Source organism: Paraburkholderia sp. J94 (assembly GCF_905220285.1).
Taxonomy (GTDB): domain Bacteria; phylum Pseudomonadota; class Gammaproteobacteria; order Burkholderiales; family Burkholderiaceae; genus Paraburkholderia; species Paraburkholderia tropica_A.
Genome location: NZ_CAJMZH010000004.1, coordinates 67,365 through 92,022, shown reverse-complemented (window position 1 = coordinate 92,022; position 24,658 = coordinate 67,365). Strand labels below are relative to the sequence as shown.

Sequence of the window (24,658 nt, the reverse complement as noted above, 5' to 3'; positions counted from 1 at the left end):
AGAATGCCCGACACGTCCGGTCACGACCACGCGAGCCTGCCCGCCGCTCCCGTTCTGCTCGAACGCCGTTTCGAGCTCGCGGATGAAAGCGCCACCGATGCGTTCGGCGCCCGTTTCGCGCACGCGCTCGACGCCGTGCGCGCCGCCAGCACGCAAATTTCCCGCCCGCCTGCCGACAATACGGCTAACGCACCCAGCAACGCACAGATCAACGCGCCGGCACACGCCGTCAACGCGTTCGCCGGCCTGCACGTTCAGCTTCTCGGCGACCTCGGCGCGGGCAAGACTTCGCTCGTGCGCGCCTCGCTGCGCGCGCTCGGCCACAGCGGACGCGTGCGCAGTCCGACATACACACTCGTCGAACCCTACACGGTGGCGAGCGCAAGCGGGGAACTCCAGCTTTATCACTTCGATCTGTATCGTTTCAGCGACCCGGCCGAATGGGCCGACGCCGGCTTCCGCGAATATTTCGCGCAAGGGGCGGTGTGTCTCGTCGAATGGCCGCAACGCGCGGGCGGCCTGCTCGGCGTGCCGGACCTGGTGTTCCAGCTCGAACCCGGCCCGGACGGCGAAGGCCGCGTGCTCACCGCGTACGCATACAGCGCATCAGGAAAGGCATGTCTAGAAAGATGTTAATCAAACCGTTCCGCTCGATCGAATCCGCCGCCACCGCCACGCACAACTGGCGTCGCCGGCAGATTCTGAAGGCGGGCGCGTCCACGCTGGTGCTCGGCCTCGCGGCGCCGCGCCTCGCGTGGGCGACCTCGGTGATGGGCGTGCGCGTGTGGCCCGCGCGCGACTATACGCGCGTCACGATCGAATCCGATCAGGCGCTGACGACCACGCAGACGCTGCTGCAGAATCCCGACCGCCTCGTGGTCGACCTGAGCGGCCTCGACCTCGACGACGCGCTCAAGAATCTCGTCTCCAAGATCACGCCGAACGATCCGCAGATCCAGGCCGTGCGCGTCGGGCAATATCAGCCGCACGTGGTGCGCATGGTGTTCGACCTGAAGGGCTCGGTGAAGCCGCAGGTTTTCACGCTGCAGCCGGTCGGCTCGTACAAGTACCGGCTCGTGTTCGACCTCTACCCGGCCGTCGCGCCCGATCCGCTCATGGATCTGCTCGCGCAGACCGAGCACAAGCAGCAGCAGCTCGACGCCCACGAGGCGATGCGCCAGAACGCGCCGCCCGCGCCGTCCACGCTCGCCGGTCCGAACACGCCGCGCCACGACAACAGCGAAGACTTCTTCCAGCGCTACGCACAGAACGAAGGCGGCGCGCCGTCCGCACCTGCCGCGCCGCGTCCCGTGCCGCCGGTGCCGCCGGCGGTCGTCGTCAAGCCGAAGCCCGCGCCGAAGCCGCCCGTCGTCGCCCAGACCGACGATGATTCCGACAAGGACGACGACAACTACGGCTTCACCGCGCCGAAGTCCGGCAAGGGCGGCACCACGCGCCTGCTCACGGTCGCGATCGACCCGGGCCACGGCGGCGAGGACCCCGGCGCGATCGGCGGCGGCGGCACCTACGAGAAGCACATCGCGCTCGACATCGCCAAGCGCCTGCGCGCGAAGATCGACGCCCAGCCCAACATGCGCGCGATGATGACGCGCGACGCCGACTTCTTCGTACCGCTGAACGTGCGCGTGCAGAAGGCGCGCCGCGTGGGCGCCGACCTGTTCGTGTCGATTCACGCCGATGCGTTCACCACGCCCGCCGCGCGCGGCTCGTCGGTGTTCGCGCTCTCCGAGCACGGCGCGACCAGCGCGGCCGCGCGCTGGATGGCGAACAAGGAAAACTCGTCGGACCAGATCGGCGGCATCAACGTGAAGACGGCGGACGCCGCCGTGAACCGCGCGCTGTTCGACATGTCCACCACAGCGCAGATCCGCGACTCGCTGCGCTACGGCGGCTTCGTGCTCAACGAGGTCGGCGAGATCAACAAGCTGCACAAGGGCTCGGTCGAACAGGCGGGTTTCGCGGTGCTCAAGGCGCCCGATATTCCGTCGATCCTCGTGGAAACCGCGTTCATCAGCAATCCCGAAGAAGAGCAGAAGCTCAACGACGAGGCCTATCGCGACAAGATGGCCAACGCGATCATGAAGGGCATCAAGCGCTATTTCGCGGCCAATCCGCCGCTCGCGAAAAACCGCATGACCTGATGATCCGGTGATCTGAACGACGCACGTGAAAACGCCGCGCCCTCCTTTCGGAGGCGCGGCGTTTTTCGTTGTGACGCCTGACTCGCGCTGACCGGCTTACGTCCGCGCCGCCACCAGACGCTGCCTGACCCAGCCGCCGAACACGTTCACGGCGAGACCCGCCATCACGAGCGCGGCGCCGCCGATCTGCGCGCCCGTGAGACGCTCGCCGAGCAGCAGCGCGGCCGCCGCGAGCCCGACGATCGGCACGAGCAGCGAGAACGGCGCGACCTGGCTGGCCGGATACTTCGAGAGCAGGCGGCTCCAGAGGCTGTAGCCGAGGATCGTCGCGATGAACGCGAGATAGACGATCGCGCCGATCGACGTCATGCCGATGCCTTCGAGCGCGATTTCGATGCGCTGCGGCCCTTCCATGAAATACGAGAGCACGAGGAACGGCAGCGGCGGAATCAGGCTCGCCCACACCACGAGGCCGACCAGATCGACCTTGCCCACCTTCTTCGTGACGATATTGCCGAGCGCCCACATGCAGGCCGCGCACAGCGTGAGGATGAAGCCCGCCGCCGTCATGGTCTGCGCGCCCACGCCCGCCGCCGCCGTCGATTGCAGGCCGATCAGCGCGAGCCCGCCCGCCGCGATCAAGAGGCCGATGACGTTCTGCGCGCGAAAGCGCTCGCCGAGGAACATGGCCGCGAACACCAGCGTGAAGAACGCCTGCGCCTGCAGCACGACCGAGGCGAGCCCGGCGGGCATGCCCACGTACATCGCCGTGAAGAGGAACGCGAACTGGCCGAACGAAATGGTCGCGCCGTAAGCGAGCAGCCAGCGCAGCGGCAGTTTCGGACGCTTCACGAACAGGATCGCCGGGAACGCCGCCAGCATGAAGCGCAGCGCGCCGAGCAGCAACGGCGGCACGCCATGCAGACCCACCTTGATCACGACGAAATTCACGCCCCACGCGAGCACCACGACCAGCGCCAGCAACAAATCCTTCGGCGACATCTCTCTGGCTCCCTCTATTGTTCTGTCGAATCTGCAAGTTTAGCGGCTGCGGCGCTCGCGCGCCCAGCCGGTCAAATTGTGCCGATGCCGCTTGAGCACGCGTCACGGGCCCGACGGACACCCCACAGAGGCCTTCGCGCTTGCCGACACACCGCCGGAGCGGGCGTTAGAATGGGCGCCAGTCCGCGCGCGCAGCGCCGCGCTTTTGCCGCGTCTTTGCCCCGCTGCCGCCGCATCGCCCCTATTCATTCGTACCGTCCGGCTCATCAAGGAAGCGTCCATGTCCTCATCGATCAAAGCGGTCCTCAAGCCCCATCAGCGCGACATCGGCAACCTGTACGTGCGCCGCGTGCTGCCCGCCATGGCCGCGCGGCTCGTCGGCCCGTTCATCTTCTTCGACCACATGGGCCCGGCCACGCTCGCGCCCGGCGCGGGCGTCGACGTGCGTCCGCATCCGCATATCGGCCTCGCCACCGTCACCTATCTCTACGACGGCGCGCTGATGCACCGCGACAGCCTCGGCTCGAAGCAGAAGATCCTGCCCGGCGATGTCAACTGGATGACCGCGGGCCGCGGCATCGTCCACTCCGAGCGCACGCCCGACGAAAACCGCGCCACCGGCCTCACGATGCACGGCATCCAGACGTGGGTCGCGCTGCCGCTCGATCACGAGGACGTCGAACCCTCGTTCTTCCACCACGAAGCCGCGACGCTGCCCGAAATCGAGCGCAACGGCGTGACGCTGCGCGTGATCGCGGGCACGGCGTTCGGCGCGACCTCGCCGGTCGAGACCTTCTCCGGCACGCTCTACGTGGCCGCCGACTTCGCGCCCGGCAGCGCCATCGCGCTCGAACCGGAGCATGAGGAGCGCGGCGTCTATCTGGTCGAAGGCGACCTCTCGATCGACGGCACGCCGCTCGACCAGCACAGCATGGCCGTGCTCGTGCCGGGCGAAACCGTGACGCTCGCAAGCGCGAACGGGGCTCGCGTGATGCTGCTCGGCGGCGAAAAGCTCGAAGGCGAACGCTTCATCGAGTGGAACTTCGTCGCCAGCTCGCGCGAAAAGATCGACGCCGCGAAGGCCGCGTGGACGCGTCAGGAAATGGGGCAGGTGCCCGGCGAAACCGAATGGATTCCGCTGCCCGAGAAAAAACCCGCGCACTGAGACGCGATCGAGCCGCGCACTGACTACGTTGAAGCGCGGCGATTCGCCCCCATCTACACGCGTGACAGCCAATTCCCAACGAGGACGCAATGGATACCACTCTGGCCACTTTTGAAAGAGACGTGATCGAAGCGTCGGCGCTCGCGCCGGTGCTGGTCGACTTCTGGGCGCCGTGGTGCGGCCCGTGCAAGTCGCTCGGCCCGATGCTCGAAAAACTCGAAGCCGAATACGCGGGCAAGTGGCGGCTCGTGAAAGTGAACGTCGACGAAAACCAGGAGCTGGCCGCGCATTTTCAGGTGCGCAGCATTCCGCACGTCGTCGCGTTCGCCGACCGCCAGGCCGTCGACCAGTTCATCGGCGTGCTGCCTGAAGGCCAGTTGCGCGAGTTCATCGACCGGCTGATTCCCGATTCGGCGCAGGCCGCGCGCCAGATCGCGCAGCAGGCCATCGAGGAAGGCCGCCGCGAGGACGCCTATGAAGCGCTCCAGGCCGCGCTCGCCTACGACCCCGGCTTCGACGACGCGCGCATGGATCTGATCGAGCTGCTGCTCGCCGACAACCGCGCCGACGAGGCCCGCAACGAAGTCGATCTGCTCTCGCCCAAGACCACGCAGGGCATCGATGCGCGGTTCAACGCGCTGAAGACGCGTCTCGACGCGCTCGACGCCGCCGCCGACCTGCCGCCCACCGACGCGCTCGATGCGCGCGTGGCGAGCCACCCGGACGATCTGGAAGCGCGTTTCGACCTCGCGAGCGCGCTGATCGCGCGGCGCAAGTACGCGGGCGCGCTGGAGCATCTGCTGGAGATCGTGAAGCGCGACCGGACGTTCCGCGAGGACATCGGCCGCAAGACGATGCTGTCGGTGTTCGATCTGGCCGCGCATCAGCCGCAGCTGGTGAGCGAATGGCGGCGCAAGTTGAGCGCGACGTTGAATTGAGCGTGCTGCTGAAAGAGGAAACGCCACGGGAGACCGTGGCGTTTTTTTATGGCGAGTGAATCCTTAAAACAGGGATGATCGTCCTTAAAACGAGGATTCAGCCCGCCGCCCGCGCATTCGCCTGATGCGCCAGCGTCCGCAGCACATACGCCGCGGCCGCAAAACCAAAGCTCGCCGTCACGCACACGCTCGAACCGAACCCCGCGCAGTTGAGCCCGACCGGCCCGTGATGCCCCGGCGAGGTCGTCACGTGTTCGGCTTCGCTGTCGACATCGCACACAGCGGCTTCGGGATAGATCAGCGGTTCGTCCGAATAGACGGCGCTCACCTTGAAGCGCGCCTTCGGCCCGCGCGGAAAGCCGTGATGCTTGCGCAACTGCCCGCGCACCTTCGAAAGCAGCGGGTCCTGGATCGTCAGCGCGAGATCGTCGATGCGGATGCGCGTCGGGTCCAGCTGCCCGCCCGCGCCGCCCACGGTGATCAGCGGCACGCGGTGCTCCACGCACCACGCGATCAGCGCGGTCTTGGTGCGCACGCTGTCGATCGCGTCCACCACGTAATCGAAACCGCCGCCCAGCAGCGCATCGAAATTCGACGGCTCGACGAAGTCCTCGACGAGCCGCACGTCGCAGGCCGGATCGATCAGCTTGATGCGCTCGGCCATCGCCTCGACTTTCGGCTTGCCGTAGTTGCCGTCGAGCGCGTGGATCTGACGGTTGGTGTTGCTTTCGGCGACGTTGTCGAGGTCGATCAGCGTGAGCGTGCCGATGGCGCTGCGCGTGAGCGCCTCCGCCACCCACGAGCCCACGCCGCCGATGCCGATCACGGCAACATGCGCGCGCTCGAACGCATCGAGCGCGGGTGCGCCGTAAAGCCGCGCCACGCCGCCGAAGCGGCGGGCCCGGTCCGCAACATCGGCGGCGGGGCTCGCGGTAAGATCGACGGGGCCGGCGGCGCCGGCGACAGGGGTAATCGGGTGACTGGACATGGCGGTAGGAATCGTAAGCGGACCGGGCGCGCTGTCCCGGTCCTCGCGAGACCCGTATTTTGCCTGATCGCGCCGGACCCGGCCGGACGCGGCCGCATCGGTCCGCGTTCACCGCCGCCGTGGGCAGGCCGCCGAACCGCCGTTCGCGGCCCTGGTTTCGCCTCTTCGCTATACTTATTCGCACTGAAGCGTCCGCATAAAAAATGACCTCCCTCGCCGACCTCCGCAAGAACTATTCGCTCGGTTCGCTCGATGCCGCCGACGTCGATCCCGATCCCATCCGCCAGTTCCAGACCTGGTTCGCCCAGGCGCTCGACGCGAAACTGCCCGAGCCGAACGCCATGACCGTCGCGACCGTCGACGCGCAGGGCCGTCCCGCCGCGCGCATCCTGCTGATCAAGGGTGTGGACGAGCGCGGCTTCGTGTTCTTCACGAACTACGAGAGCCGCAAGGGCCGCGAACTGGGCGCCAATCCGCACGCGGCGCTGCTGTTTCACTGGATCGAGCTTGAACGCCAGGTGCGCATCGAAGGCGCGGTCGAGAAGACCAGCGACGCCGAAAGCGAGGCGTATTTCCAGTCGCGTCCGCTCGGTTCGCGCATCGGCGCCTGGGCGTCGGAGCAAAGCGCGGTGATCGAGAGCCGCGAGCAGCTCGAAGCGCGCGAGCGCGAGATCAGCGCGCAGTACGGCGAACAGCCGCCGCGTCCGCCGCACTGGGGCGGTTATCGCGTCGTGCCGACGGCGATCGAATTCTGGCAAGGCCGCCCGTCGCGGCTGCATGACCGCATCCGCTATGTGCGCGACAGCGCGGCCGACGCCTGGCGCATCGAGCGTCTCGCGCCGTAACACGGCACAAGCTTTACCGCTTTACATCGCTTTACAACGCTTCAAGCGCGCCGCCCACGCGGCGCCGTATCAGCCATATCCGCCGTACCCCGGCGCGGCGACCGACGCCGCCGCGCCGTCCCGTTTTGGCTTCATCGCTGGCATCGCAATTCGCTTTGGTCTTTGGGCTTCAATCGTTCATCGGACAGGGAGAAAAACGCATGTTCTGGGAGAAAAAACTCGCGCAATGGGTCGACGAAGTCCGCAACAAGGCCAACCTGCCCGCGCGGCTCGTGCTCTGGAGCGGCCAGCAGTACGACTTCGGGAATTTCGCCGCGCCGCAGGTCACGCTGAAGGTCAATAGCGCGTCGGCGCTGCCGCTGCTGCTCGAACCGAGCCTCGACAATCTCGGCGAGGCCTACGTGAAGGGCAAGATCGACATCGAAGGCAAGCTCGCCGACATCATCAACATCAGCTATTCGCTCGCCCGCAATACGGTCACGAGCGCCAGCAAGCTCGCGCGCGTGCGCCGCTACTTCACGCACTCGAAGACGACCGACAAAAAGGCCATCCAGTATCACTACGACGTCTCGAACGAGTTCTACAAGCTGTGGCTCGACGAGAACATGGTCTATTCCTGCGCCTACTTCGAGAACGGCGACGAAGATCTCGCCACCGCGCAGCTCAAGAAGATCGACCACATCCTCACCAAGATCCAGTTGCAGCCGGGCCAGACGCTGCTCGACATCGGCTGCGGCTGGGGCGCGCTCGTGCTGCGCGCCGCGCAGAAGTTCGGCGCGCGCTGCGTGGGCGTGACGCTTTCGCAGAACCAGTTCGATCTCGCCACGCAGCGCGTGAAGGACGCGGGCCTGCAGGACCGCATCGAGATCCGCATGCAGGATTACCGCGACGTCACCGGCCAGTTCGACCGCATCACGAGCGTGGGCATGTTCGAGCACGTCGGGCGCAAGAATCTGCCCGGCTACTTCACGAAGGTGCGCGAACTGCTCGCCGACGACGGCGTCGCCATGAACCACGGCATCACCTCCAGCGACGCGGAAAGCGGCGAGACGGCGCTGGGCGGCGGCGAGTTCATCGACCGCTACGTGTTCCCCGACGGCGAGCTGCCGCACATCGGCCTCGCGCTCGAAGCGGCGCAGCGCGGCGGACTGGAGGCGGTTGACGTGGAGAGCCTGCGCCGTCACTATGCGCACACGCTCGGCCTCTGGGCGGACAATTTCGAGGCGCGCGCGCAGGAAGCGAAGCAGCTCGTCGACGACGAGAAGTTCCGCATCTGGCGCGTCTATCTGGCCGGCTGCGCGTACGCGTTCGAACACGACGACGTATCGATCTACCAGATCGTCTGCCGCAAGGCCGGTCGCAGCGCGACGACGCTGCCCTGGTCGCGCCGGTATATGTACGGGAAGCCGCTGTAGCACGGCGGCGCGGGCGGCGCAGCGCTGGCCGTCCGCGTCCGCCCGGCGAACGGCGGCTTTCGCCACTCACTAGACAAGCATGAACGAACGCGACGACGGCCTTTTCGGCGCCCTGGAGAACGACGGTTCCGGCCTCGCGCCGCCTGATGGGTCGACTGCCGGATTGACCGCTGGATTGACCGCCGGATCGACGGCGGGATCAAGCCACACCGCGCGCGCGGTCCGCCCGCGTGAACGCCGCGTGGCGCGTACTGCGGACACCACGCCCGACGCCGCGCCGCAAACCGACCTGTTCGGCTTCGTGCCGCCCGAGCCGCCGCCGAGACGCGCGAAGGTCAGCGACGCGCCCACCGACCTCACTGAAGGCGAACACGCGCAGAAACCCAAACCCGCCAAACCCGCGCCTTCGTCGGAAACCGGCGACACCCCCGCCCCGAAGCGCCGCGCGCGCGGCGTGCTGCCCGCCGAACTCGCGCAGGACGTGCTCGATCTCGGCGCGGAGCTGCCTGCGGGCGTGCGCCTCGGCACCTCGTCGTGGTCGTTTCCGGGCTGGCGCGGCCTCGTCTACGGCGACGACTACAGCAACTCGAAGCTCGCGCGCGACGGCCTCGCCGCCTACGGCGCGCATCCGCTGCTGCGCTCGGTGAGCATCGACCGCTCGTTCTACGCGCCGCTCACGGTCACCGACTATCTGCGCTACGCCCAGCAGGTGCCGGACCACTTCCGCTTCATCGTCAAGGCGCCCGCGCTCATCACCGACGCCAGCGTGCGCGGCGATCGCGGCGAGCCGGTCTCGACCAATCCGTGCTTTCTGAACCCCGAACTGGCCGCGCGCGAATTCGTCGAGCCCTGCCTCGCGGGCCTCGGCGCGAAAGCGGGCGCGCTGGTGTTCCAGTTTCCGCCGCTGCCCGATCAATTGCTCGCCGATCCGGCCGTGTTCGTCGAGCGGCTCGCGGCATTTCTGGCCGCGCTGCCGCCCCTGCCCGCCCCCGCCGCCGATGCCGCGCCGGGCGACGCCACCTGCTACGCCGTCGAGATCCGCGACGGCATCCTGCTGACGCCGCGCTTCGTGCGCATGCTGCGCGCGGCGGGCGTGCGCTACTGCGTCGGCCTGCACGCGCGCATGCCCGACCCGCTGCGCCAGGCCGCCGCGCTCGCGCTGATGGACGGCGAAGCACCCGCCGGTCCGCTGATCGTGCGCTGGAGCCTGCACAGCGGCTTCAAGTACGAGCAGGCGAAGGCGCGTTACGAGCCGTTCGACAAGCTCGTCGACGAGGACCCGCACACGCGCGACGCGCTCGCCGAACTCGCGGCGCGCTACGCGATCGCGGGCCAGCCGGTGCTGATCACGACCAACAACAAGGCCGAAGGCTCCGCGCCGCTGACCTGCCAGAAGCTCGCGCGCGCCATCGCCGACGAAGTGCAGCGCTTGCGCGCCGAAGCCGCAGAATCGGCCGAATCGGCCGAATCGGCGGAATCGGCAGAATCCTCCGAATCAGCAGACTCCGCCGCGCAATAAAAAACGGCGGACGCCGCGAAGCGCCCGCCGTTTTCATCGGCGATCCAACCCGAAACGACAAGCGTTAATCCGCCTTGAGCCGATGCGCGAACTTCTGGCGGAATTTCGCGACCTTCGGCGCCACCACGAACGCGCAATAGCCCTGATTCGGATGCTGCGCGAAGTAGTTCTGGTGATACGCCTCGGCCGGGAAGTAGTTGCCGTCGAGCGGCAGCACCTGCGTGACGATCTTGCCGTCATAGACGCCCTCGGCCGCCAGCTCGCGGATCGCCTGTTCGGCGATGTCGCGCTGCGCGTCCGAATGCGTGAAGACCACCGAGCGGTATTGCGTGCCGACGTCGTTGCCCTGACGGTTCAACTGGGTCGGATCGTGGATCGCGAAGAAAATATCGAGGATCTCGCGATAGCCGATCTTCGCGGGATCGAAATCGACCTTCACGACTTCCGCGTGGCCGGTTTCGCCGTCGCAGACCTGCTCGTAAGACGGGTTCGTGGTGTGGCCGCCCGCATAGCCCGACTCGACTGCGAGCACGCCGTCCACGCGCAGAAACACCGCTTCGAGGCACCAGAAACATCCGCCGCCGAGGGTGGCCGTTTCGACTGTCTGACTCATGCTGAACTCTCCTGTGATGGGACGCCGGCGCTGCGCCGCGCCTTCCTCGCGCGTCACGCGCGTCACGCCATTACGCCGCGCAATCCGCGGTAACCCGGCGCGCGCGTGGGTGTACAGCCTGCCGCGCGCCGCTTTTCGCTAAAATTGGGGCAATCCGCTGAAAATCCACATGACTTTGCTGATCGCCACCCATTACGCCGAAGGCGCGCACCGATGACCCGCCGCGCCAATCCGCCCAATTTCGACGACGCCGCGTTCCGCCGCGCGCTCGGCCAGTTCGCGACCGGCGTCACGGTCATCACGACCCAGGCGCCCGACGGCTCGCTGATCGGCATCACCGCGAGCTCCTTCAACTCGGTCTCGCTGACGCCGCCGCTCGTGCTCTGGAGCCTCGCCACCCGTTCGGCGTCGATGCCGGTGTTCCGCAGCAACAGCCATTATGTGGTGAATGTGCTCGCGGCGTCGCAGCTCGACCTGTGCAAGCGCTTCGCCACCGTGAAGGGCGACCGCTTCGAAGGCGTCTCGCACGCGGCCGGCGACTCCGGCATGCCCGTGCTCGACGGCGCCATCGCCTGGTTCGAATGCCACAACCGCAGCCGCTACGACGAAGGCGACCACGTGATCTTCGTCGGCGAAGTCGAGCGCTGCGGCGTGCGCGAGGATCTCGACGCCGCCTCGCCGCTGGTCTTCCACGGCGGCGGCTTCCATCGGCTGCAATCGCTGTAAGCGGATCGCAAGACCACTCCGCCGCGTCAACGCCAAGGGCCGCTCGAAGCGGCCCTTTTTACATCGGCGCGTGCAAAACCTTCAGACCGGCGCCGTCTTCTGCTCGTTGCGCTGCGCGATCAGATCGACGGGCACGCCCGCCTCCACCTTGAGCGTCGTAAGCACGATGTTCGAGCGGATGTCCATCACGCCGGGCGCCTTGTAGAGCTTGTTGAGCACGAAATCCGAGTAGTGCTTGAGGTTGTGCGCGAGCACCCGCAGCAGGTAGTGCGTCTCCCCGGTCACGACGTACGCCCCCACCACTTCCGGCCAGTCGCGCAGCGCCGTCACGAAGCGCTCGTGCCAGCTTTCCTGGTCGTTGCGCATCGACACCTGCACGAAGGCTTCCATCTCGAAACCGAGGATCTCCCGGTTCAGGCAGGCGCGGTAACGCTCGACCACGCCTTGCTCCTCGAGCAGGCGCAGACGCCGCAAACACGCGGACGGCGACAGCGAAATGCGTTCGGCCAGATCGAGATTGCTGATGCGGCCCTCGTTCTGTAGCACGGAGAGAATCCGGCAATCGGTAGCGTCGAGCGAGATAGCGTTCATATTTGGTCTCCTTTCCCGTCTTGTAACAAATTATGTGCCAAGAACTGTAGCTTGCGGCGTTTTTTTCGCAAGCACATTTCGCGGCGGGTTGCCTATCATTCGAAAAATAAAGAGACAACCTTGTCATGAAGATGAACGACCTCTGGGACATTTCCCCGCCCATCCACCCCGCAACGCCCGTCTGGCCGGGCGATACGCCCGTGACCGTCGAGCGCGTCTGGCGCATGGAGGCGGGCTCGCCCGTCAACGTGGCGCGCGTCACGCTCTCGCCGCACACCGGCGCGCACACCGACGCCCCGCTGCATTACGACGCCGACGGCGCGCCTATCGGCGCGGTGGCGCTCGATACGTATATCGGCGCGTGCCGGGTGATTGATTGCGTGATCGACGGAAAAAACGCCACGCCACTCGTCCTGCCCGAACACGTGCAAACCGCGCTGGACGGCATCCCGCCGCGCGTGCTGCTGCGCACTTACGCGCAAGCGCCGCTGGACCGCTGGGACAGCGCGTTCTGCGCGGTCGCGCCCGAGACCGTCGATCTGCTCGCCGCGCATGGCGTGCGGCTGATCGGCATCGATACGCCCTCGCTCGACCCGCAGGAATCGAAGACGATGGACGCGCATCACCGCATCCGCGCGCATCGCATGGCGATCCTCGAAGGCGTGGTGCTCGACGCCGTCGCGCCCGGCGACTACGAACTGATCGCGCTGCCGCTCAAATTCGCGACGCTCGACGCCAGCCCCGTGCGCGCCGTGCTGCGCGCCTTGCCGACATCGGCGACATCAGCGGCATCAGCGGCATCGACCCAATCGGCAACCTGAATAACCTCCCCACCGGAACCGCATCGACAATGAACGACCGACACGCAGCCCTCGCGCTCGACCGCGCCGATCCGCTCGCGGCGCAGCGCGACCAGTTCGCGCTCGCGCCCGACACCATCTATCTCGACGGCAACTCGCTCGGCGTGCCGCCGAAAGCGAGCGCCGCGCGCGCCCAGGCCGTGATCGGCGGCGAATGGGGCGAAGGCCTGATCCGCAGCTGGAACACGGCGGGCTGGTTCGCGCTGCCGCGCCGCCTCGGCAACAAGCTCGCGCCGCTGATCGGCGCGGCCGAAGACGAGGTCGTGGTCACCGACACCATCTCGATCAATCTCTTCAAGGCGCTCTCCGCCGCGCTGCGCGTGCAGAACGCGCGCGATCCGAAGCGCCGCGTGATCGTCTCGGAGCGCTCGAATTTCCCGAGCGATCTGTACATCGCGCAAGGCCTGATCGAGCAGCTCGATCGCGGCTATGAACTGCGTCTCGTCGACGACCCGAGCGAGTTGCCCGCGGCGATCCGCGAGGACGTGGCCGTCGCCATGATCACGCACGTGAACTACCGCACCGGCGAGATGCACGACATGCGCGCGCTCACCGAACACATCCACGCGCAAGGCGCGCTCGCGCTCTGGGACCTCGCGCATTCGGCGGGCGCGGTGCCCGTCGATCTGAATGGCGTGAACGCCGATTACGCCGTTGGTTGCACGTACAAGTATCTGAACGGCGGCCCCGGCTCGCCCGGTTTCGTCTGGGTGCCCAAGCGCAACCAGAACACCTTCTCGCAGCCGCTCTCGGGCTGGTGGGGCCACAAGTCGCCGTTCGAAATGAATCCGCAATACCGCCCCGACGACGGCATCGGCCGCTATCTGTGCGGCACGCAGCCGATCATCTCGATGGCGCTCGTCGAATGCGGCCTCGACGTGTTCCTGCAAACGGGCATGGCGGCGATCCGCGAAAAGTCGCTCGCGCTCACCGATCTCTTCATCGAACTGGTGGAAACGCGCTGCGCCGGTCTCGACCTCACGCTCGTCACGCCGCGCGAACATGCGCGCCGCGGCTCGCACGTGAGCTTCGAGCATCCGCATGGTTATGAAGTGATGCAGGCGCTGATCGCGCGCGGCGTGATCGGCGACTATCGCGAGCCGCACGTGCTGCGCTTCGGCTTCACGCCGCTCTACATCGGTTACGCCGATGTCTGGGACGCCGTCGAAACGCTGCGCGACGTGCTCGCGACCGAGCAATGGCGCAAGCCGGAATTCGCCGCGCGCGGCGCGGTGACCTGACGCGGTGATTTGAGGAAAGCAACATGAACGACCACATGCAGGTGCCGGGCGTGCCCGATGTCAGCGCCACGTCCGAAACCCACACCGATCAAGCCGCAAACGAGAACGCGCGCGGCGGCTGCCCGTTCGGCCATGGCGCGGCGAGCGGCGAGCCGCGCGGCGAAGGCTGGCACGACGCGCAACTCGACTTCTCGAAGTCGATGAGCTACGGCGACTACCTCGCGCTCGACGCCGTGCTGGGCGCGCAGCATCCGCTCTCGCCCGATCACAACGAGATGCTGTTCATCGTCCAGCATCAGACGAGCGAACTGTGGATGAAGCTCGCGCTCTACGAACTGCGCGCCGCGCTCGCGAACGTGCATCGCGACGAGTTGCCGCCCGCGTTCAAGCAGCTTGCGCGCGTCTCGCGCATTCTCGAACAACTGGTGCAGGCGTGGAACGTGTTGTCGACGCTGACGCCTTCGGAGTACACGTCGATGCGGCCGTATCTGGGCGCGTCGTCGGGCTTCCAGTCGTATCAGTACCGGATGATCGAGTTTCTGCTCGGCAACAAGAACGCACAGATGCTCAAGCCGCACGAGCATCGGCCCGAGATCTTCGAGCAGGTGAAGGCGACGCTCGACGCGCCCTCGTTCTACGACGAAGTGATTCGCCTGCTCGCGCGGCGCGGCTTCGCGATCGCGCCCGAGCGGCTCGCGCGCGACTGGACGCTGGCGACGGAACACGACCAGAGCGTCGAGGCCGCGTGGCTGGAGATCTATCGCAATCCGTCGAAGCACTGGGATCTGTACGAGATGGCCGAGGAACTCGTCGATCTCGAAGATGCGTTCCGCCAGTGGCGCTTCCGGCACGTGACCACGGTCGAGCGCATCATTGGCTTCAAGCAGGGCACGGGCGGCACCAACGGCGCGCCGTATCTGCGCAAGATGCTCGACGTCGTGCTGTTCCCGGAGTTGTGGCACGTGCGCACGGTGCTGTGACGCTTTCCGGCGCACCATAAAAAAAGCCCGCCAATCTGGCGGGCTTTTTTACGCTAAAGCGCGGTGGAAATAGACGAGGCCGCCTTAAACCACCACGGTCTGCGCTTCGCCTTCCTTGCTCTCGCGCACGACGCCGATCTTCCAGACCTGCTCGCCCGCCGCCGCCAGCAGCGACGCGGCCGCATCGGCCTGATCCGCCGCCACGATCACGGCCATGCCGATGCCGCAGTTGAACACGCGGTGCATTTCCGCGTCGGCGACACCGCCTTCCTTCTGCAGCCACGTGAACAGCGGCGGCAGCGGCCATGCGGCGTGATCGAGCTCAGCCGTGAGGCCTTCGCGCAGCACGCGCGGAATGTTCTCGACCAGACCGCCGCCGGTGATGTGCGCCATGCCCTTCACGGCGATGGTTTCCATCAGCTTGAGCAGCGGCTTCACGTAGATGCGCGTGGGTGCCATCAGCGCGTCGCCCAGCGAGCGGCCGTCGAAGTCGGCGTTCAGGTCCGGGTTCGCGCGCTCGATGATCTTGCGCACGAGCGAGAAGCCGTTCGAGTGGATTCCGCTCGACGCGAGACCCAGCACCACGTCGCCGGGGACGATCGTGCTGCCGTCGATGATCTTGCTCTTTTCCACGGCGCCGACCGCGAAGCCCGCGAGGTCGTATTCGCCGTCCGGGTACATGCCCGGCATTTCGGCCGTTTCGCCGCCGATCAGCGCGCAGCCCGACAGTTCGCAGCCCTGCGCGATGCCCTGCACGACCGTGGCCGCCGTGTCGACGTCCAGCTTGCCGCAGGCGAAGTAGTCGAGGAAGAACAGCGGCTCGGCGCCCTGCACGAGAATGTCGTTGACGCTCATCGCGACGAGATCCTGGCCGACCGTGTCGTGTTTGTTCAGATGAAACGCGAGGCGCAGCTTGGTGCCCACGCCGTCGGTGCCCGACACGAGCACGGGTTCCTTGTACCGCTTCGGCACTTCGAAGAGCGCGCCGAATCCGCCGATGCCGCCCATCACGCCTTCGCGCAGGGTCTTCTTCGCAAACGGCTTGATGCGATCGACGAGCGCGTCGCCCGCGACCATGTCGACGCCGGCGTCGGCGTAGGAGAGGCCTTGCGCCTGATTAGCGGGGCCGGATTTCGGTTGATTCATGGGGAAGTGCCAGAAGGTCGGTAAAATGCGATTTTAACCGATTGCAGGAGCCCCGCCGCCGCGGCTGGGGCGAGTATTTTGGAGACGGGCGGCCGAAAGCCGCCAGGAACGCGCCGGCCGCTTGTGCCGCGGCGCTCCCGGGCAGGTCCGGGCGCGTTGCGCAGACAGCCGGGCACACCTCGGACGCACCCCGGATGCACACGATCGCGCCAGCCGGGCAAGCGCCCGACCGCGCCGGCCCGCCGAACCGCACCGCGCTCCAGAACCGGAAACCACGATTTGTCGCCGAACACACCGATCTTCACGCCGTATCAGCGTCAGGCCTTCATCTGGGCCGCGCTCGCGCTCGCCTTCGGCATCGTGCTGTGGCTGCTGCGCCCGGTGCTCACGCCCTTCCTGCTCGGCGGCCTGCTCGCCTATATCCTGCAGCCGGGCGTGGCCTGGCTGGTGCGCCGGCGCGTGCCGCGCGGCCTCGCCGCGCTCGCCATGATGCTGCTGTTCGCGCTGCTCGTGACGATGCTGGTCGTGCTGCTGCTCGCGGTGATCCAGAAAGAAGGGCCGCAACTGAAACAGCAGGTGCCCGCGATGATCACGCATCTGCACGACTGGCTCTCGCCCAAGCTTGCGTTTCTCGGCGTCAGCGACTCGATGCTCGACTTCCAGAGCCTACGCGACATCATCACGAGCCGCGTCGAAGGCAGCGCGCAGACCATCGCGCTCTATGCGTGGACGTCGATCCGCACGAGCAGCAACGTGGCGCTCGAAGTGGTCTCGAACGCCGTGCTGGTGCCGCTCGTGCTGTTCTATCTGCTTTACGACTGGAACGCGATGATGGTGCGCGTGCAGACTTTCATCCCGCGCCGCTGGTTTGCGCGCACGATGGAGCTGGCCGGCGAAATGGACCGCATGCTCGCGCAATATCTGCGCGGCCAGTTGCTGGTGATGGCCGTGCTGGCCGCGTATTACGCGATCACGCTGTCGATCGCGGGCTTCGAAGTCGCGCTGCCGGTGGGCGTGTTCACCGGCCTCGCAGTGCTGATTCCGTACCTCGGCTACGCGACCGGGCTCGTGCTCGCGCTGGTCGCGGCGCTGCTGCAGTTCGGCAACTGGTACGGCTTCGGCGCGGTCGCGCTGATCTACGGCGTGGGCCAGGTGCTCGAGGGCTTTTTCCTCACGCCGCGCCTCGTCGGCGAGCGCATCGGCCTGCATCCGCTTGCAGTGATCTTCGCCCTGCTCGCGTTCGGGCAGCTATTCGGCTTCTTCGGCGTGCTGCTCGCCTTGCCCGCGAGCGCGATCCTCTCGATCGCGCTGCGCGAACTGCGGCGCAGCTATCTCGCGAGCGCGCTCTACAAGAACTGACTTCCGCCAGACAACCGTGCAGCGACAGTTAACGCTCGATCTCGGCACTCCGCCGCCATCGACCTTCGACAACTTCCACACCGGCGCCAATGCGGAGCTGGTCGCGCGCCTGCGCGGTCTGGACGCCGCGCTCAGCGCGAGCGCGAACGCCGCCGACCCGCAGGCCGACCGCACGTTCTACATCTGGGGCGAACCGGGCAACGGCCGCTCGCATCTGCTGCACGCGCTCGCCTACGAAACGCCGCCGGGACGCGTGCGCTACCTCGGCCCGAAAAGCGGCCTCGGCGCCTTCACCTTCGACGCGCGCGTGCCGATCTACGCCGTCGACGACTGCGATTCGCTCTCGGGCGCGCAGCAGATCGCGCTGTTCAACCTGTTCAACGAGGTGCGCTCGCATCCGGGCACGGCGCTGGTCGCCACCGGCAACGCGGCGCCAATGGGCCTCGCGGTGCGCGAGGATCTGCGCACGCGGCTCGGCTGGGGCCTCGTGTTCCATCTCGCGCCGCTCTCGGACGCGGGCAAGGCCGCCGTGCTCAAGCACGCGGCGCGCGAACGCGGCATCAATCTCGCCGACGACGTGCCCGCCTATCTGCTCACGCATTTCCGCCGCGACATGCCGAGCCTGATGAAGCTGCTCAACCAGCTCGACCGCTTCTCGCTCGAACAGAAGCGCGCGGTGACGCTGCCGCTGCTGCGCACGATGCTGGCGAAGGGCGACGGCGAAGACGCCGCGGCGGGCGACGAAACGGCGCTCGAAGGCGAGGATGAAGGCTTCGGCGAAACGGGTGCGCTGTTTGGCGGCGAAACGGGCGACTCAGCCGCTGAATCCGCTGAAGCCACCGAATCCGCCGATCCTGCCGATTCCACCGCACCGAGCCAGCAAGCAACCGACGACGACAGCGACGACAGCAACAACCGCGCAGAAACAGCCGCCGCCGCGCCCGACGCGCCTGACGAAAGCGCCCCGCGCGGCGTCGAACTCGAACTGTTCCCGAACGAGCCAGCCGGCGAGGCGGCCCAGGAAGCGGGCTACGAAGCGCCCAAGCCGCCCGCGCTGCAACCGCGCGCGCCGCTCGGCGCCCCGCCGTTCCAGCCGCCGACCGACAATGTCGAAGGCGAACTGGGCGCGCCGTTCCGCGCGGTGGTGCACCGCGAACTGGGCACGGAGCTGAAAGGCGAAGTGGAAGCCGACGTCAGCGACGAAATGAGCGGCGAGCTGAACGGCGACCTCGATCCGCCCGCCGCGGCTGCCGAACCGGTCGATCCGGCCAACCCCGCCGCTCCCGGCGCTCCGTCCAGCGCCGCCCAACCGCACCACGCCGTCCAGCCCGACGATCCGGCACGCTCCGGCCCGAATACCGCCCACGCGCAACCCGGCGCGGCCGCGCCTCACGACCCGAACGCGCCCCAAGCGCCGCAAGGCCAGCAAGACCCGCAAGACCCGAACAATCCGCAAGCCCCCGAGCGCCCCGGCTCGCCGCCCAACGCGGGCGCGGGCAACGGCTTCACCCGCTTCAAGTAAAATGAGCGCCCATGGCTAATCTCGCACTTTTCGATCTCGATCACACGCTGATCCCCACCGACAGCGACCACGAATGGGGCCGCTTCATGGTGAAGCTCGGCATCGTGGACGCCACCAGCTTCGCTGAGCAGAACGACCGCTTCTACGCCGACTACAAGGCCGGCAAGCTCGACATCCACGCTTACCTCGTCGCCATGCTCACGCCGCTCGCGAAGTACTCGCGCGCGCAGCTCAAGGAATGGCACGACCAGTTCATGCACGAGGTCATCCATCCGGCCATCCTGCCGGCCGCGCTGGAACTGGTGCGCGAGCACAAGGAAGCCGGCGATCTGTGCTGCGTGGTCACGGCCACCAACGAGTTCATCACGGCGCCCATCGCCGAGGCGTTCGGCGTGGACAAGCTGATCGGCTGCGAGGTCGAAACCGTCGACGGCCATCCGGCCTCGGTTTTCACGGGCCGCCCGACGGGCACGCCGAGCTACCGTGAAGGCAAGATCGTGCGCGTCGAAGCGTGGCTCGCCTCGCTCGGCAAAACGTGGTCGGACTTCGAGCACAGCTACTTCTATAGCGACTCGCACAACGACATCCCGCTGCTCGAAAAGGTCACCGACCCGATCGCGACCAACCCCGACGACACCCTGCGCGCTCACGCGCAACAAAAGGGCTGGCGCATCCTCGATTTGTTCCAGGCATCGTGATCAAGAAATTCATCCGCAAGCTGTTCGGCCAGGACGACAACGCCGCCGAACAAGACGACGCAGGCGCGCAAGCCGCAGCCCATCAGTCCGCCCCCTCCGCATCCGACGACGAAGGCGCGCCCCGCACGCGCCGCAAGGCCGCCGCGAAGACCGGCACGCGCGCTACGCTCTCGAAGCCGCGCGCCGCCAAGGGCGCGGTCGAGCCGATCTCGCCCGTGATCCTCTCGGCCGACGTGCATGGCATCAATCCGTCGCTGATCTCCCGTAACGCCGTGCGTGTGACCGAAGGCCTGCAGCAAGCCGGTTTTCGCGCGTTCATCGTCGGCGGCGCGGTGCGCGACCTGCTGCTCGGCGTCGCGCCCAAGGACTTCGACGTCGCCACCGACGCCACGCCCGACCAGGTGCAGAAGCTGTTCCGCCGCGCGCGCATCATCGGCCGCCGCTTCCAGATCGTGCACGTGCAGTTCGGCCAGGAAATCATCGAAGTCTCGACGTTCCGCGCGCTCGTCGATGCGCCGCCTCCGCCCGTCGAATCGGCGGCGCCGGCCAAACGTATGCGCCGCGACGAACTCGACCGCAAAACCCACCACGTCGACGCGAGCGGCCGCGTGCTGCGCGACAACGTCTGGGGCGAGCAGCACGAGGACGCCACGCGCCGCGACTTCACGATCAACGCGATGTACTACGATCCGGCCACGCAAACCGTGCTGGACTACCACAACGGCATGGCCGACATGCGCGCGCGTCTGTTGCGCATGATCGGCGACCCGGCCACGCGTTATCGCGAAGATCCGGTGCGCATGCTGCGCGTGGTGCGTTTCGCGGCCAAGCTCGGCTTCGATATCGAAGCCGACACGCGCGGCCCGATCCAGGAACTCGCCGACCTCATCAACAACGTGCCCGCGGCGCGTCTGTTCGACGAAATGCTCAAGCTGCTGCTTTCGGGCCACGCGCTCGAATGCCTCAAGTGGCTGCGCAAGGAAGGCCTGCATCACGGCCTGCTGCCGCTGCTTGACGTGGTGCTCGAACAGCCGCAGGGCGAGCGCTTCATCTCGCTCGCGCTCTCCAGCACCGACGCGCGCGTGCGTGCGGGCAAGCCGGTGTCGCCGGGCTTCCTGTTCGCCACGCTGCTCTGGCACGACGTTCAGCAACGTCTGCAGCAATACACGGCCGAGGGCGAATTCCCGGTGCCGGCGCTGCATCGCGCGATGGACGACGTGATCGACGCGCAAACGGAGAAACTGGCGATCCATCGCCGCTTCTCGTCGGATATGCGCGAAATCTGGGGTCTGCAACTGCGCCTCGAAAAGCGCGGCCGCAGCGCGATCAAGCTGCTTGAGCATCCGCGTTTCCGCGCCGGGTACGATTTCCTGCTGCTGCGCTGCGAATCGGGTGAACTCGACGCCGAAATCGGCCAATGGTGGACCGATTTCATCAGCGGCGACCCGACCGCGCGCGAAACCCTGCTCTCGCAGGGCGGCACGAAAGAGCGTTCGCCGCGCAAGCGCCGCCGTCGCGGCGGTGCGAAACGCAAGACGGGCGAAGCCGCGGTGGGCGCCGAAAGCGCCGACGCGGATGGCTCGTTCGGCGACGACGGCAACCCGCACGAGGACTGACGCCATGCAAGGCGCGGCAAAGTGCGGTATGGTCCATCGTCAACCGCAACGATAGTCGGAAGTGAAGCCATGACGGTTGCCTGGCTGGGAATCGGCGCGAATCTGGGGGATGCGCGCCAGACCCTCAAAGACACGGTGGTGTGCCTTGCGCAACAGCACTCCATCACCGTGCTCGCGAAATCGAGTCTGTACCGCACCGCGCCCATCGACGCGGGCGGTGACGACTATTTCAACTGCGTCGTGAAGCTCGACACGCGGCTCGCCGTGCGCGAGCTGCTCGGCCTGTGTCATCGCGTCGAGCATCATTTCGGCCGCGAACGCCCCTTTCGCAACGCGCCGCGCACGCTCGACATCGACATCCTGCTTTACGGCGGCGAGATCATCGACGAACCCGATCTCGTGGTGCCGCACCCGCGCATGACCGTGCGCGCGTTCGTGCTCGCGCCGCTCGCCGAGGTCGATCCCGAACTCGATATCCCCGGCCAGGGCCGCGTGAGCGACTTCCTGCCGGGCGTGGCCGACCAGCGTATCGAGAAGATGAAGCCGCTGTGCCAGTGTCTCGGCGTGCCGCCGCAGGCCGCGCCCGACACGGCGAACAGCGCGTCGAACGGTGCATCAAGCGGTGGATCAACCGGTGCATCAAGCGGCGCTACGGCGCCCGCCGACGGCACGCGCACGGGCCGCTGCGGATGAGCACACCTTTACCCGTCGTCACCGCGCGCGCGGCCCGTCCGGCGCTCCAGTACATCGCCATCGAAGGGCCGATCGGCGCGGGCAAGACCGCGCTCGCGACGCGTCTGGCCGAACGCTGGTCGATGCAGACCCTGTTCGAGTCGCACGCCGGCAATCCCTTTCTCGAACGCTTCTGGCGCGACGCCTCGCAGCACGCGCTGGCCGCGCAGCTCTCGGTGGCGCTCCAGCGCGAGCGCCTCTCGCACGAAGTGGCCGCGCACCGCGCCGCCGGTGCGCCGTTCGTGACCAACTTCCTCGCCGAGCGCAACGACGTGTTCGCGCGCCTCACGCTCACCGAAGACGAGCTGCCGCTCTATCGCGCGCTGGCCGAACGGCTGCCCGCGCAGGCGCCCGCGCCCGACCTCGTCGTCTACTTGCAGGCGAGCCCGGAAGCGCTCTACGCGCGCATCCAGAAGCGCGCCGTGGCGGCGGAACAGCACATTTCCGATGCGTTCCTGCGTGGCCTTTGCGACAGCTACAACGAATTTTTCTATCATTACGACCGTGCGCCGGTGCTGACCGTCGGCGTCGAAAATCTGCACCCGCTCGACTCCGATGCGGACCTTGCGCTGATCGCCGAACGTATCGAAACCATGCGCGGCCGCAAGGAATCCTTCGTCAAGGGCACGTCGCTGTAAGCGGCGTGTTCCTCTCTGCTTTCTCTATTTCCCTAACGGATTGCCCATGACTTACCTGCAGGAAACGAGCCGCAGCGCGGTCACCGTGCCCAAACTCCAGGCCATGCGCGACGCGGGCGAGCGCATCGCCATGCTGACCTGCTACGACGCGAGCTTCTCGGCGCTGTGCGACCGCGCGGGCGTCGATTCCGTGCTGATCGGCGACTCGCTCGGCAACGTGCTCCAGGGCCACACGACCACGCTGCCCGTCACCATCGACGACATCGCCTATCACACGGCCTCGGTCGCGCGCGCGCAGCCCAAGGCGCTGATCGTCGCCGATCTGCCGTTCGGCACGTTCGGCACGCCGGAAGACGCCTTCGCAAACTCGGTCAAGCTGATGCGCGCGGGCGCGCAGATGGTGAAGATCGAAGGCGGCGAATGGCTCGCGCCCACCGTCAAGATGCTGGTCGAGCGCGCGGTGCCGGTGTGCGCGCACATCGGTCTCACGCCGCAGTCGGTGCACGCGTTCGGCGGCTTCAAGGTACAGGGCAAGAGCGATGCGGGCGCGACCCAGCTGATCCGCGACGCGCTCGCGCTGCAGGACGCAGGCGCGCAGCTCGTGGTGATCGAGGCGGTGCCGGCGGCGCTCGGCACGGAAGTCACGAAGCAGTTGCGCATTCCGACGATCGGCATCGGCGCGGGCGTCGAGTGCTCGGGTCAGGTGCTGGTGCTGCACGACATGCTGGGCATTTTCCCCGGCAAGCGTCCGCGTTTCGTGAAGGATTTCATGGCGGGCCAGCCCGATATCGAATCGGCCGTGCGCGCCTACGTGAAGGCCGTGAAGGACGGCTCGTTCCCCGGTCCCGAACACGTTTTCTGATTCCGCTGCACGCGCGGGCCGACGCGAACCAACGCGGCCCGCGCTCACTCCTCCGCTTCATCCTCCCGCTTCATTCCGCCCATTCCGGGTCGCAGGTGAACAGGATCGTCAGCCAGCGGTGCGCCTCGTCGCCGCCGATGGCCCGGCCGATCTCATCGCGGATCGCATCCCATTCGGCCAGCCGCTTCGCGGGCATCTCGGGCGACACCACGAAATACAACTCGATTTCGCGCGAGCGCCCGACCTTCGCCACATAGGCGCGGTGGTACTGGAACGCGTAGCGCTCGACGAACTTCACGGCGATCGCATCGACTTGCGCCTTGAGGTCGGCGGGCGCCACGAGCAGCATATCGAGCAGAGCCTGGCGGATCTCCGCGAGCGGAATCGGCATGATGACCACGCAGACGAACGCCAGCGCCGCGGGATCGATATACGGCGCGTAGCGCGCCCACGCCGTGCCCTCGATCGCGTAGCCCGCGCCGAACGCGATCAGCAGCGCGGCCGTGATGCCGCCCGACATGATCCACGACTTGATATCGAGCCGCAGGAAGTCCGAGCGGATGCGCCGGTTCGCGCGCAACTCCAGCACGGCCATCGTGGCGCAGACACTCACAGTCAGCGCCGCGTAGAGCAGCGCCGGACCGAAACGCAGCGCGTGGCCACCGCCCAGCAGGCTCGTGATCGCGTTGATCAGCGCATAGACCGTGACCGCGACGAGCAGCGTGCCGTTCAGCGCGAGCACCATCGGTTCGAGATGCCAGAAACCCATCGTGAAGCGCTCGCGCCATTTGCGCGGCAGATCGACGTCGACCGCGTGCGACGTGATCAGGCGGACGACGGCGAGCGCGAGCGCGCTCATGCTGGCGTCGACGAGCGAGTAGACGCCGTCGAAGATGATCGAGAAGGAGCCGGAAAAGAGGCCGAACAGCACGCCGCCCGTGGCGATCAGCAGCGTGGTGGCGATCGAGAAGCGCAGCACGGCGCTCTCGTCCTGCATGCTCAAAAGGGAAGGTGCTGCCATGCCGCCGTCCTCCGCGGCC

At 67.1% G+C, this 24,658-nt stretch carries 23 protein-coding genes and 1 pseudogene; 18 read left to right on the top strand and 6 right to left on the bottom strand.

The window, feature by feature from the left end; translation table 11 throughout:
• Positions 1–3 precede the first annotated feature (3 nt).
• Positions 4–636, top strand: coding sequence for a tRNA (adenosine(37)-N6)-threonylcarbamoyltransferase complex ATPase subunit type 1 TsaE (gene tsaE, locus U4Y88_RS09175; protein WP_321783493.1), 633 nt, complete (start codon positions 4–6; stop codon positions 634–636).
• A complete protein-coding gene (locus U4Y88_RS09170) occupies positions 618–2,162 on the top strand; it encodes an N-acetylmuramoyl-L-alanine amidase (RefSeq protein ID WP_321783492.1) in 1,545 nt (514 codons plus the stop codon). The genes tsaE and U4Y88_RS09170 overlap by 19 nt, the downstream gene beginning before the upstream one ends.
• 96 nt (positions 2,163–2,258) lie before the next feature.
• Here the strand turns inward: U4Y88_RS09170 and U4Y88_RS09165 are convergent, their stop codons facing one another.
• The gene (locus U4Y88_RS09165) at positions 2,259–3,164 is read right to left on the bottom strand and encodes an EamA family transporter (protein ID WP_321783490.1); all 906 of its coding nucleotides are present in this window, start codon (positions 3,162–3,164) and stop codon (positions 2,259–2,261) included.
• Positions 3,165–3,444: 280 nt separating this feature from the next.
• Here U4Y88_RS09165 and U4Y88_RS09160 point away from each other — a divergent pair, with 280 nt between their 5' ends.
• Positions 3,445–4,329, top strand: coding sequence for a pirin family protein (locus U4Y88_RS09160; RefSeq protein WP_224005085.1), 885 nt, complete (start codon positions 3,445–3,447; stop codon positions 4,327–4,329).
• Positions 4,330–4,418: 89 nt separating this feature from the next.
• Positions 4,419–5,267, top strand: coding sequence for a thioredoxin (gene trxA, locus U4Y88_RS09155; RefSeq protein ID WP_224005082.1), 849 nt, complete (start codon positions 4,419–4,421; stop codon positions 5,265–5,267).
• A 97-nt stretch (positions 5,268–5,364) separates the two neighbouring features.
• On the opposite strand, the gene U4Y88_RS09150 is transcribed toward trxA, so the two are convergent.
• Positions 5,365–6,255 (bottom strand): tRNA threonylcarbamoyladenosine dehydratase, encoded by an 891-nt coding sequence (locus U4Y88_RS09150; RefSeq protein WP_321783488.1) that lies wholly within the window; start codon positions 6,253–6,255, stop codon positions 5,365–5,367.
• 203 nt (positions 6,256–6,458) lie between these two features.
• Between U4Y88_RS09150 and pdxH the strand changes: the two genes are divergently transcribed.
• The 3 genes from pdxH to U4Y88_RS09135 all read left to right on the top strand — a co-directional run bounded on the left by pdxH (position 6,459) and on the right by U4Y88_RS09135 (position 10,034).
• On the top strand, positions 6,459–7,100 hold the full coding sequence (gene pdxH / locus U4Y88_RS09145) for a pyridoxamine 5'-phosphate oxidase (protein WP_224005071.1): 642 nt from the start codon (positions 6,459–6,461) through the stop codon (positions 7,098–7,100).
• Between the two features lie 200 nt (positions 7,101–7,300).
• Positions 7,301–8,515, top strand: coding sequence for an SAM-dependent methyltransferase (locus U4Y88_RS09140; RefSeq protein ID WP_224005068.1), 1,215 nt, complete (start codon positions 7,301–7,303; stop codon positions 8,513–8,515).
• A gap of 79 nt (positions 8,516–8,594) precedes the next feature.
• Positions 8,595–10,034, top strand: a complete 1,440-nt coding sequence (locus U4Y88_RS09135; protein WP_415774415.1) for a DUF72 domain-containing protein — start codon at positions 8,595–8,597, stop codon at positions 10,032–10,034.
• A gap of 64 nt (positions 10,035–10,098) precedes the next feature.
• Here U4Y88_RS09135 and msrA read toward each other — a convergent pair whose 3' ends face one another.
• Positions 10,099–10,647 (bottom strand): peptide-methionine (S)-S-oxide reductase MsrA, encoded by a 549-nt coding sequence (gene msrA, locus U4Y88_RS09130; RefSeq protein WP_224005062.1) that lies wholly within the window; start codon positions 10,645–10,647, stop codon positions 10,099–10,101.
• Positions 10,648–10,860: 213 nt separating this feature from the next.
• On the opposite strand from msrA, the gene U4Y88_RS09125 reads away from it, so the two are divergent.
• Positions 10,861–11,373 carry a flavin reductase family protein gene (locus U4Y88_RS09125; RefSeq protein ID WP_224005059.1) on the top strand — a complete coding sequence of 171 codons (513 nt, stop codon included), beginning with the start codon at positions 10,861–10,863 and terminating at the stop codon, positions 11,371–11,373.
• 81 nt (positions 11,374–11,454) lie between these two features.
• Here U4Y88_RS09125 and U4Y88_RS09120 read toward each other — a convergent pair whose 3' ends face one another.
• Entirely contained in the window at positions 11,455–11,964 is a 510-nt protein-coding gene (locus tag U4Y88_RS09120; protein WP_224005056.1) for an Lrp/AsnC family transcriptional regulator, read from the bottom strand.
• Between the two features lie 131 nt (positions 11,965–12,095).
• Here U4Y88_RS09120 and kynB point away from each other — a divergent pair, with 131 nt between their 5' ends.
• Genes kynB through kynA form a run of 3 tightly spaced genes read left to right on the top strand, consistent with a single transcriptional unit; the run spans position 12,096 to position 15,045 of the window.
• On the top strand, positions 12,096–12,785 hold the full coding sequence (kynB, locus tag U4Y88_RS09115) for an arylformamidase (protein WP_321783883.1): 690 nt from the start codon (positions 12,096–12,098) through the stop codon (positions 12,783–12,785).
• A 29-nt stretch (positions 12,786–12,814) separates the two neighbouring features.
• Positions 12,815–14,065, top strand: coding sequence for a kynureninase (gene kynU / locus U4Y88_RS09110; protein WP_224005050.1), 1,251 nt, complete (start codon positions 12,815–12,817; stop codon positions 14,063–14,065).
• A 23-nt stretch (positions 14,066–14,088) separates the two neighbouring features.
• Complete coding sequence (kynA, locus tag U4Y88_RS09105) at positions 14,089–15,045, top strand: tryptophan 2,3-dioxygenase (RefSeq protein ID WP_321783484.1); 957 nt, start codon at positions 14,089–14,091, stop codon at positions 15,043–15,045.
• Between the two features lie 84 nt (positions 15,046–15,129).
• On the opposite strand, the gene purM is transcribed toward kynA, so the two are convergent.
• Entirely contained in the window at positions 15,130–16,191 is a 1,062-nt protein-coding gene (gene purM / locus U4Y88_RS09100; protein ID WP_224005043.1) for a phosphoribosylformylglycinamidine cyclo-ligase, read from the bottom strand.
• Between the two features lie 279 nt (positions 16,192–16,470).
• Here purM and U4Y88_RS09095 point away from each other — a divergent pair, with 279 nt between their 5' ends.
• From U4Y88_RS09095 to panB, 7 genes and pseudogenes are all read left to right on the top strand, one after another.
• Positions 16,471–17,550 carry an AI-2E family transporter gene (locus U4Y88_RS09095; protein WP_224005039.1) on the top strand — a complete coding sequence of 360 codons (1,080 nt, stop codon included), beginning with the start codon at positions 16,471–16,473 and terminating at the stop codon, positions 17,548–17,550.
• Between the two features lie 16 nt (positions 17,551–17,566).
• Positions 17,567–18,289 (top strand): annotated as a pseudogene (hda, locus tag U4Y88_RS09090) (DnaA regulatory inactivator Hda); the annotation flags it as partial.
• A 794-nt stretch (positions 18,290–19,083) separates the two neighbouring features.
• Positions 19,084–19,770: an HAD family hydrolase gene (locus U4Y88_RS09085; protein ID WP_224005035.1), complete on the top strand. Its 687-nt coding sequence runs from the start codon at positions 19,084–19,086 to the stop codon at positions 19,768–19,770.
• Positions 19,767–21,386, top strand: a complete 1,620-nt coding sequence (gene pcnB, locus U4Y88_RS09080; protein WP_321783482.1) for a polynucleotide adenylyltransferase PcnB — start codon at positions 19,767–19,769, stop codon at positions 21,384–21,386. The genes U4Y88_RS09085 and pcnB overlap by 4 nt, the downstream gene beginning before the upstream one ends.
• Before the next feature lie 69 nt (positions 21,387–21,455).
• Positions 21,456–22,079 (top strand): 2-amino-4-hydroxy-6-hydroxymethyldihydropteridine diphosphokinase, encoded by a 624-nt coding sequence (gene folK / locus U4Y88_RS09075; RefSeq protein ID WP_224005028.1) that lies wholly within the window; start codon positions 21,456–21,458, stop codon positions 22,077–22,079.
• A complete protein-coding gene (locus U4Y88_RS09070; RefSeq protein WP_321783480.1) occupies positions 22,076–22,756 on the top strand; it encodes a deoxynucleoside kinase in 681 nt (226 codons plus the stop codon). The genes folK and U4Y88_RS09070 overlap by 4 nt, the downstream gene beginning before the upstream one ends.
• Before the next feature lie 46 nt (positions 22,757–22,802).
• A complete protein-coding gene (gene panB, locus U4Y88_RS09065; RefSeq protein ID WP_224005021.1) occupies positions 22,803–23,618 on the top strand; it encodes a 3-methyl-2-oxobutanoate hydroxymethyltransferase in 816 nt (271 codons plus the stop codon).
• 70 nt (positions 23,619–23,688) lie between these two features.
• On the opposite strand, the gene U4Y88_RS09060 is transcribed toward panB, so the two are convergent.
• Entirely contained in the window at positions 23,689–24,639 is a 951-nt protein-coding gene (locus U4Y88_RS09060) for a cation diffusion facilitator family transporter (RefSeq protein ID WP_224005018.1), read from the bottom strand.
• Positions 24,640–24,658: the final 19 nt, after the last annotated feature.

Coding starts and splice junctions, on each gene's coding strand:
- tsaE (WP_321783493.1), top strand. CDS start 4: ATGCCCGACACGTCCGGTCACGACCACGCGAGCCTGCCCGCCGCTCCC.
- U4Y88_RS09170 (WP_321783492.1), top strand. CDS start 618: ATGTCTAGAAAGATGTTAATCAAACCGTTCCGCTCGATCGAATCCGCC.
- U4Y88_RS09165 (WP_321783490.1), bottom strand. CDS start 3,164: ATGTCGCCGAAGGATTTGTTGCTGGCGCTGGTCGTGGTGCTCGCGTGG.
- U4Y88_RS09160 (WP_224005085.1), top strand. CDS start 3,445: ATGTCCTCATCGATCAAAGCGGTCCTCAAGCCCCATCAGCGCGACATC.
- trxA (WP_224005082.1), top strand. CDS start 4,419: ATGGATACCACTCTGGCCACTTTTGAAAGAGACGTGATCGAAGCGTCG.
- U4Y88_RS09150 (WP_321783488.1), bottom strand. CDS start 6,255: ATGTCCAGTCACCCGATTACCCCTGTCGCCGGCGCCGCCGGCCCCGTC.
- pdxH (WP_224005071.1), top strand. CDS start 6,459: ATGACCTCCCTCGCCGACCTCCGCAAGAACTATTCGCTCGGTTCGCTC.
- U4Y88_RS09140 (WP_224005068.1), top strand. CDS start 7,301: ATGTTCTGGGAGAAAAAACTCGCGCAATGGGTCGACGAAGTCCGCAAC.
- U4Y88_RS09135 (WP_415774415.1), top strand. CDS start 8,595: ATGAACGAACGCGACGACGGCCTTTTCGGCGCCCTGGAGAACGACGGT.
- msrA (WP_224005062.1), bottom strand. CDS start 10,647: ATGAGTCAGACAGTCGAAACGGCCACCCTCGGCGGCGGATGTTTCTGG.
- U4Y88_RS09125 (WP_224005059.1), top strand. CDS start 10,861: ATGACCCGCCGCGCCAATCCGCCCAATTTCGACGACGCCGCGTTCCGC.
- U4Y88_RS09120 (WP_224005056.1), bottom strand. CDS start 11,964: ATGAACGCTATCTCGCTCGACGCTACCGATTGCCGGATTCTCTCCGTG.
- kynB (WP_321783883.1), top strand. CDS start 12,096: ATGAACGACCTCTGGGACATTTCCCCGCCCATCCACCCCGCAACGCCC.
- kynU (WP_224005050.1), top strand. CDS start 12,815: ATGAACGACCGACACGCAGCCCTCGCGCTCGACCGCGCCGATCCGCTC.
- kynA (WP_321783484.1), top strand. CDS start 14,089: ATGAACGACCACATGCAGGTGCCGGGCGTGCCCGATGTCAGCGCCACG.
- purM (WP_224005043.1), bottom strand. CDS start 16,191: ATGAATCAACCGAAATCCGGCCCCGCTAATCAGGCGCAAGGCCTCTCC.
- U4Y88_RS09085 (WP_224005035.1), top strand. CDS start 19,084: ATGGCTAATCTCGCACTTTTCGATCTCGATCACACGCTGATCCCCACC.
- folK (WP_224005028.1), top strand. CDS start 21,456: ATGACGGTTGCCTGGCTGGGAATCGGCGCGAATCTGGGGGATGCGCGC.
- U4Y88_RS09070 (WP_321783480.1), top strand. CDS start 22,076: ATGAGCACACCTTTACCCGTCGTCACCGCGCGCGCGGCCCGTCCGGCG.
- panB (WP_224005021.1), top strand. CDS start 22,803: ATGACTTACCTGCAGGAAACGAGCCGCAGCGCGGTCACCGTGCCCAAA.
- U4Y88_RS09060 (WP_224005018.1), bottom strand. CDS start 24,639: ATGGCAGCACCTTCCCTTTTGAGCATGCAGGACGAGAGCGCCGTGCTG.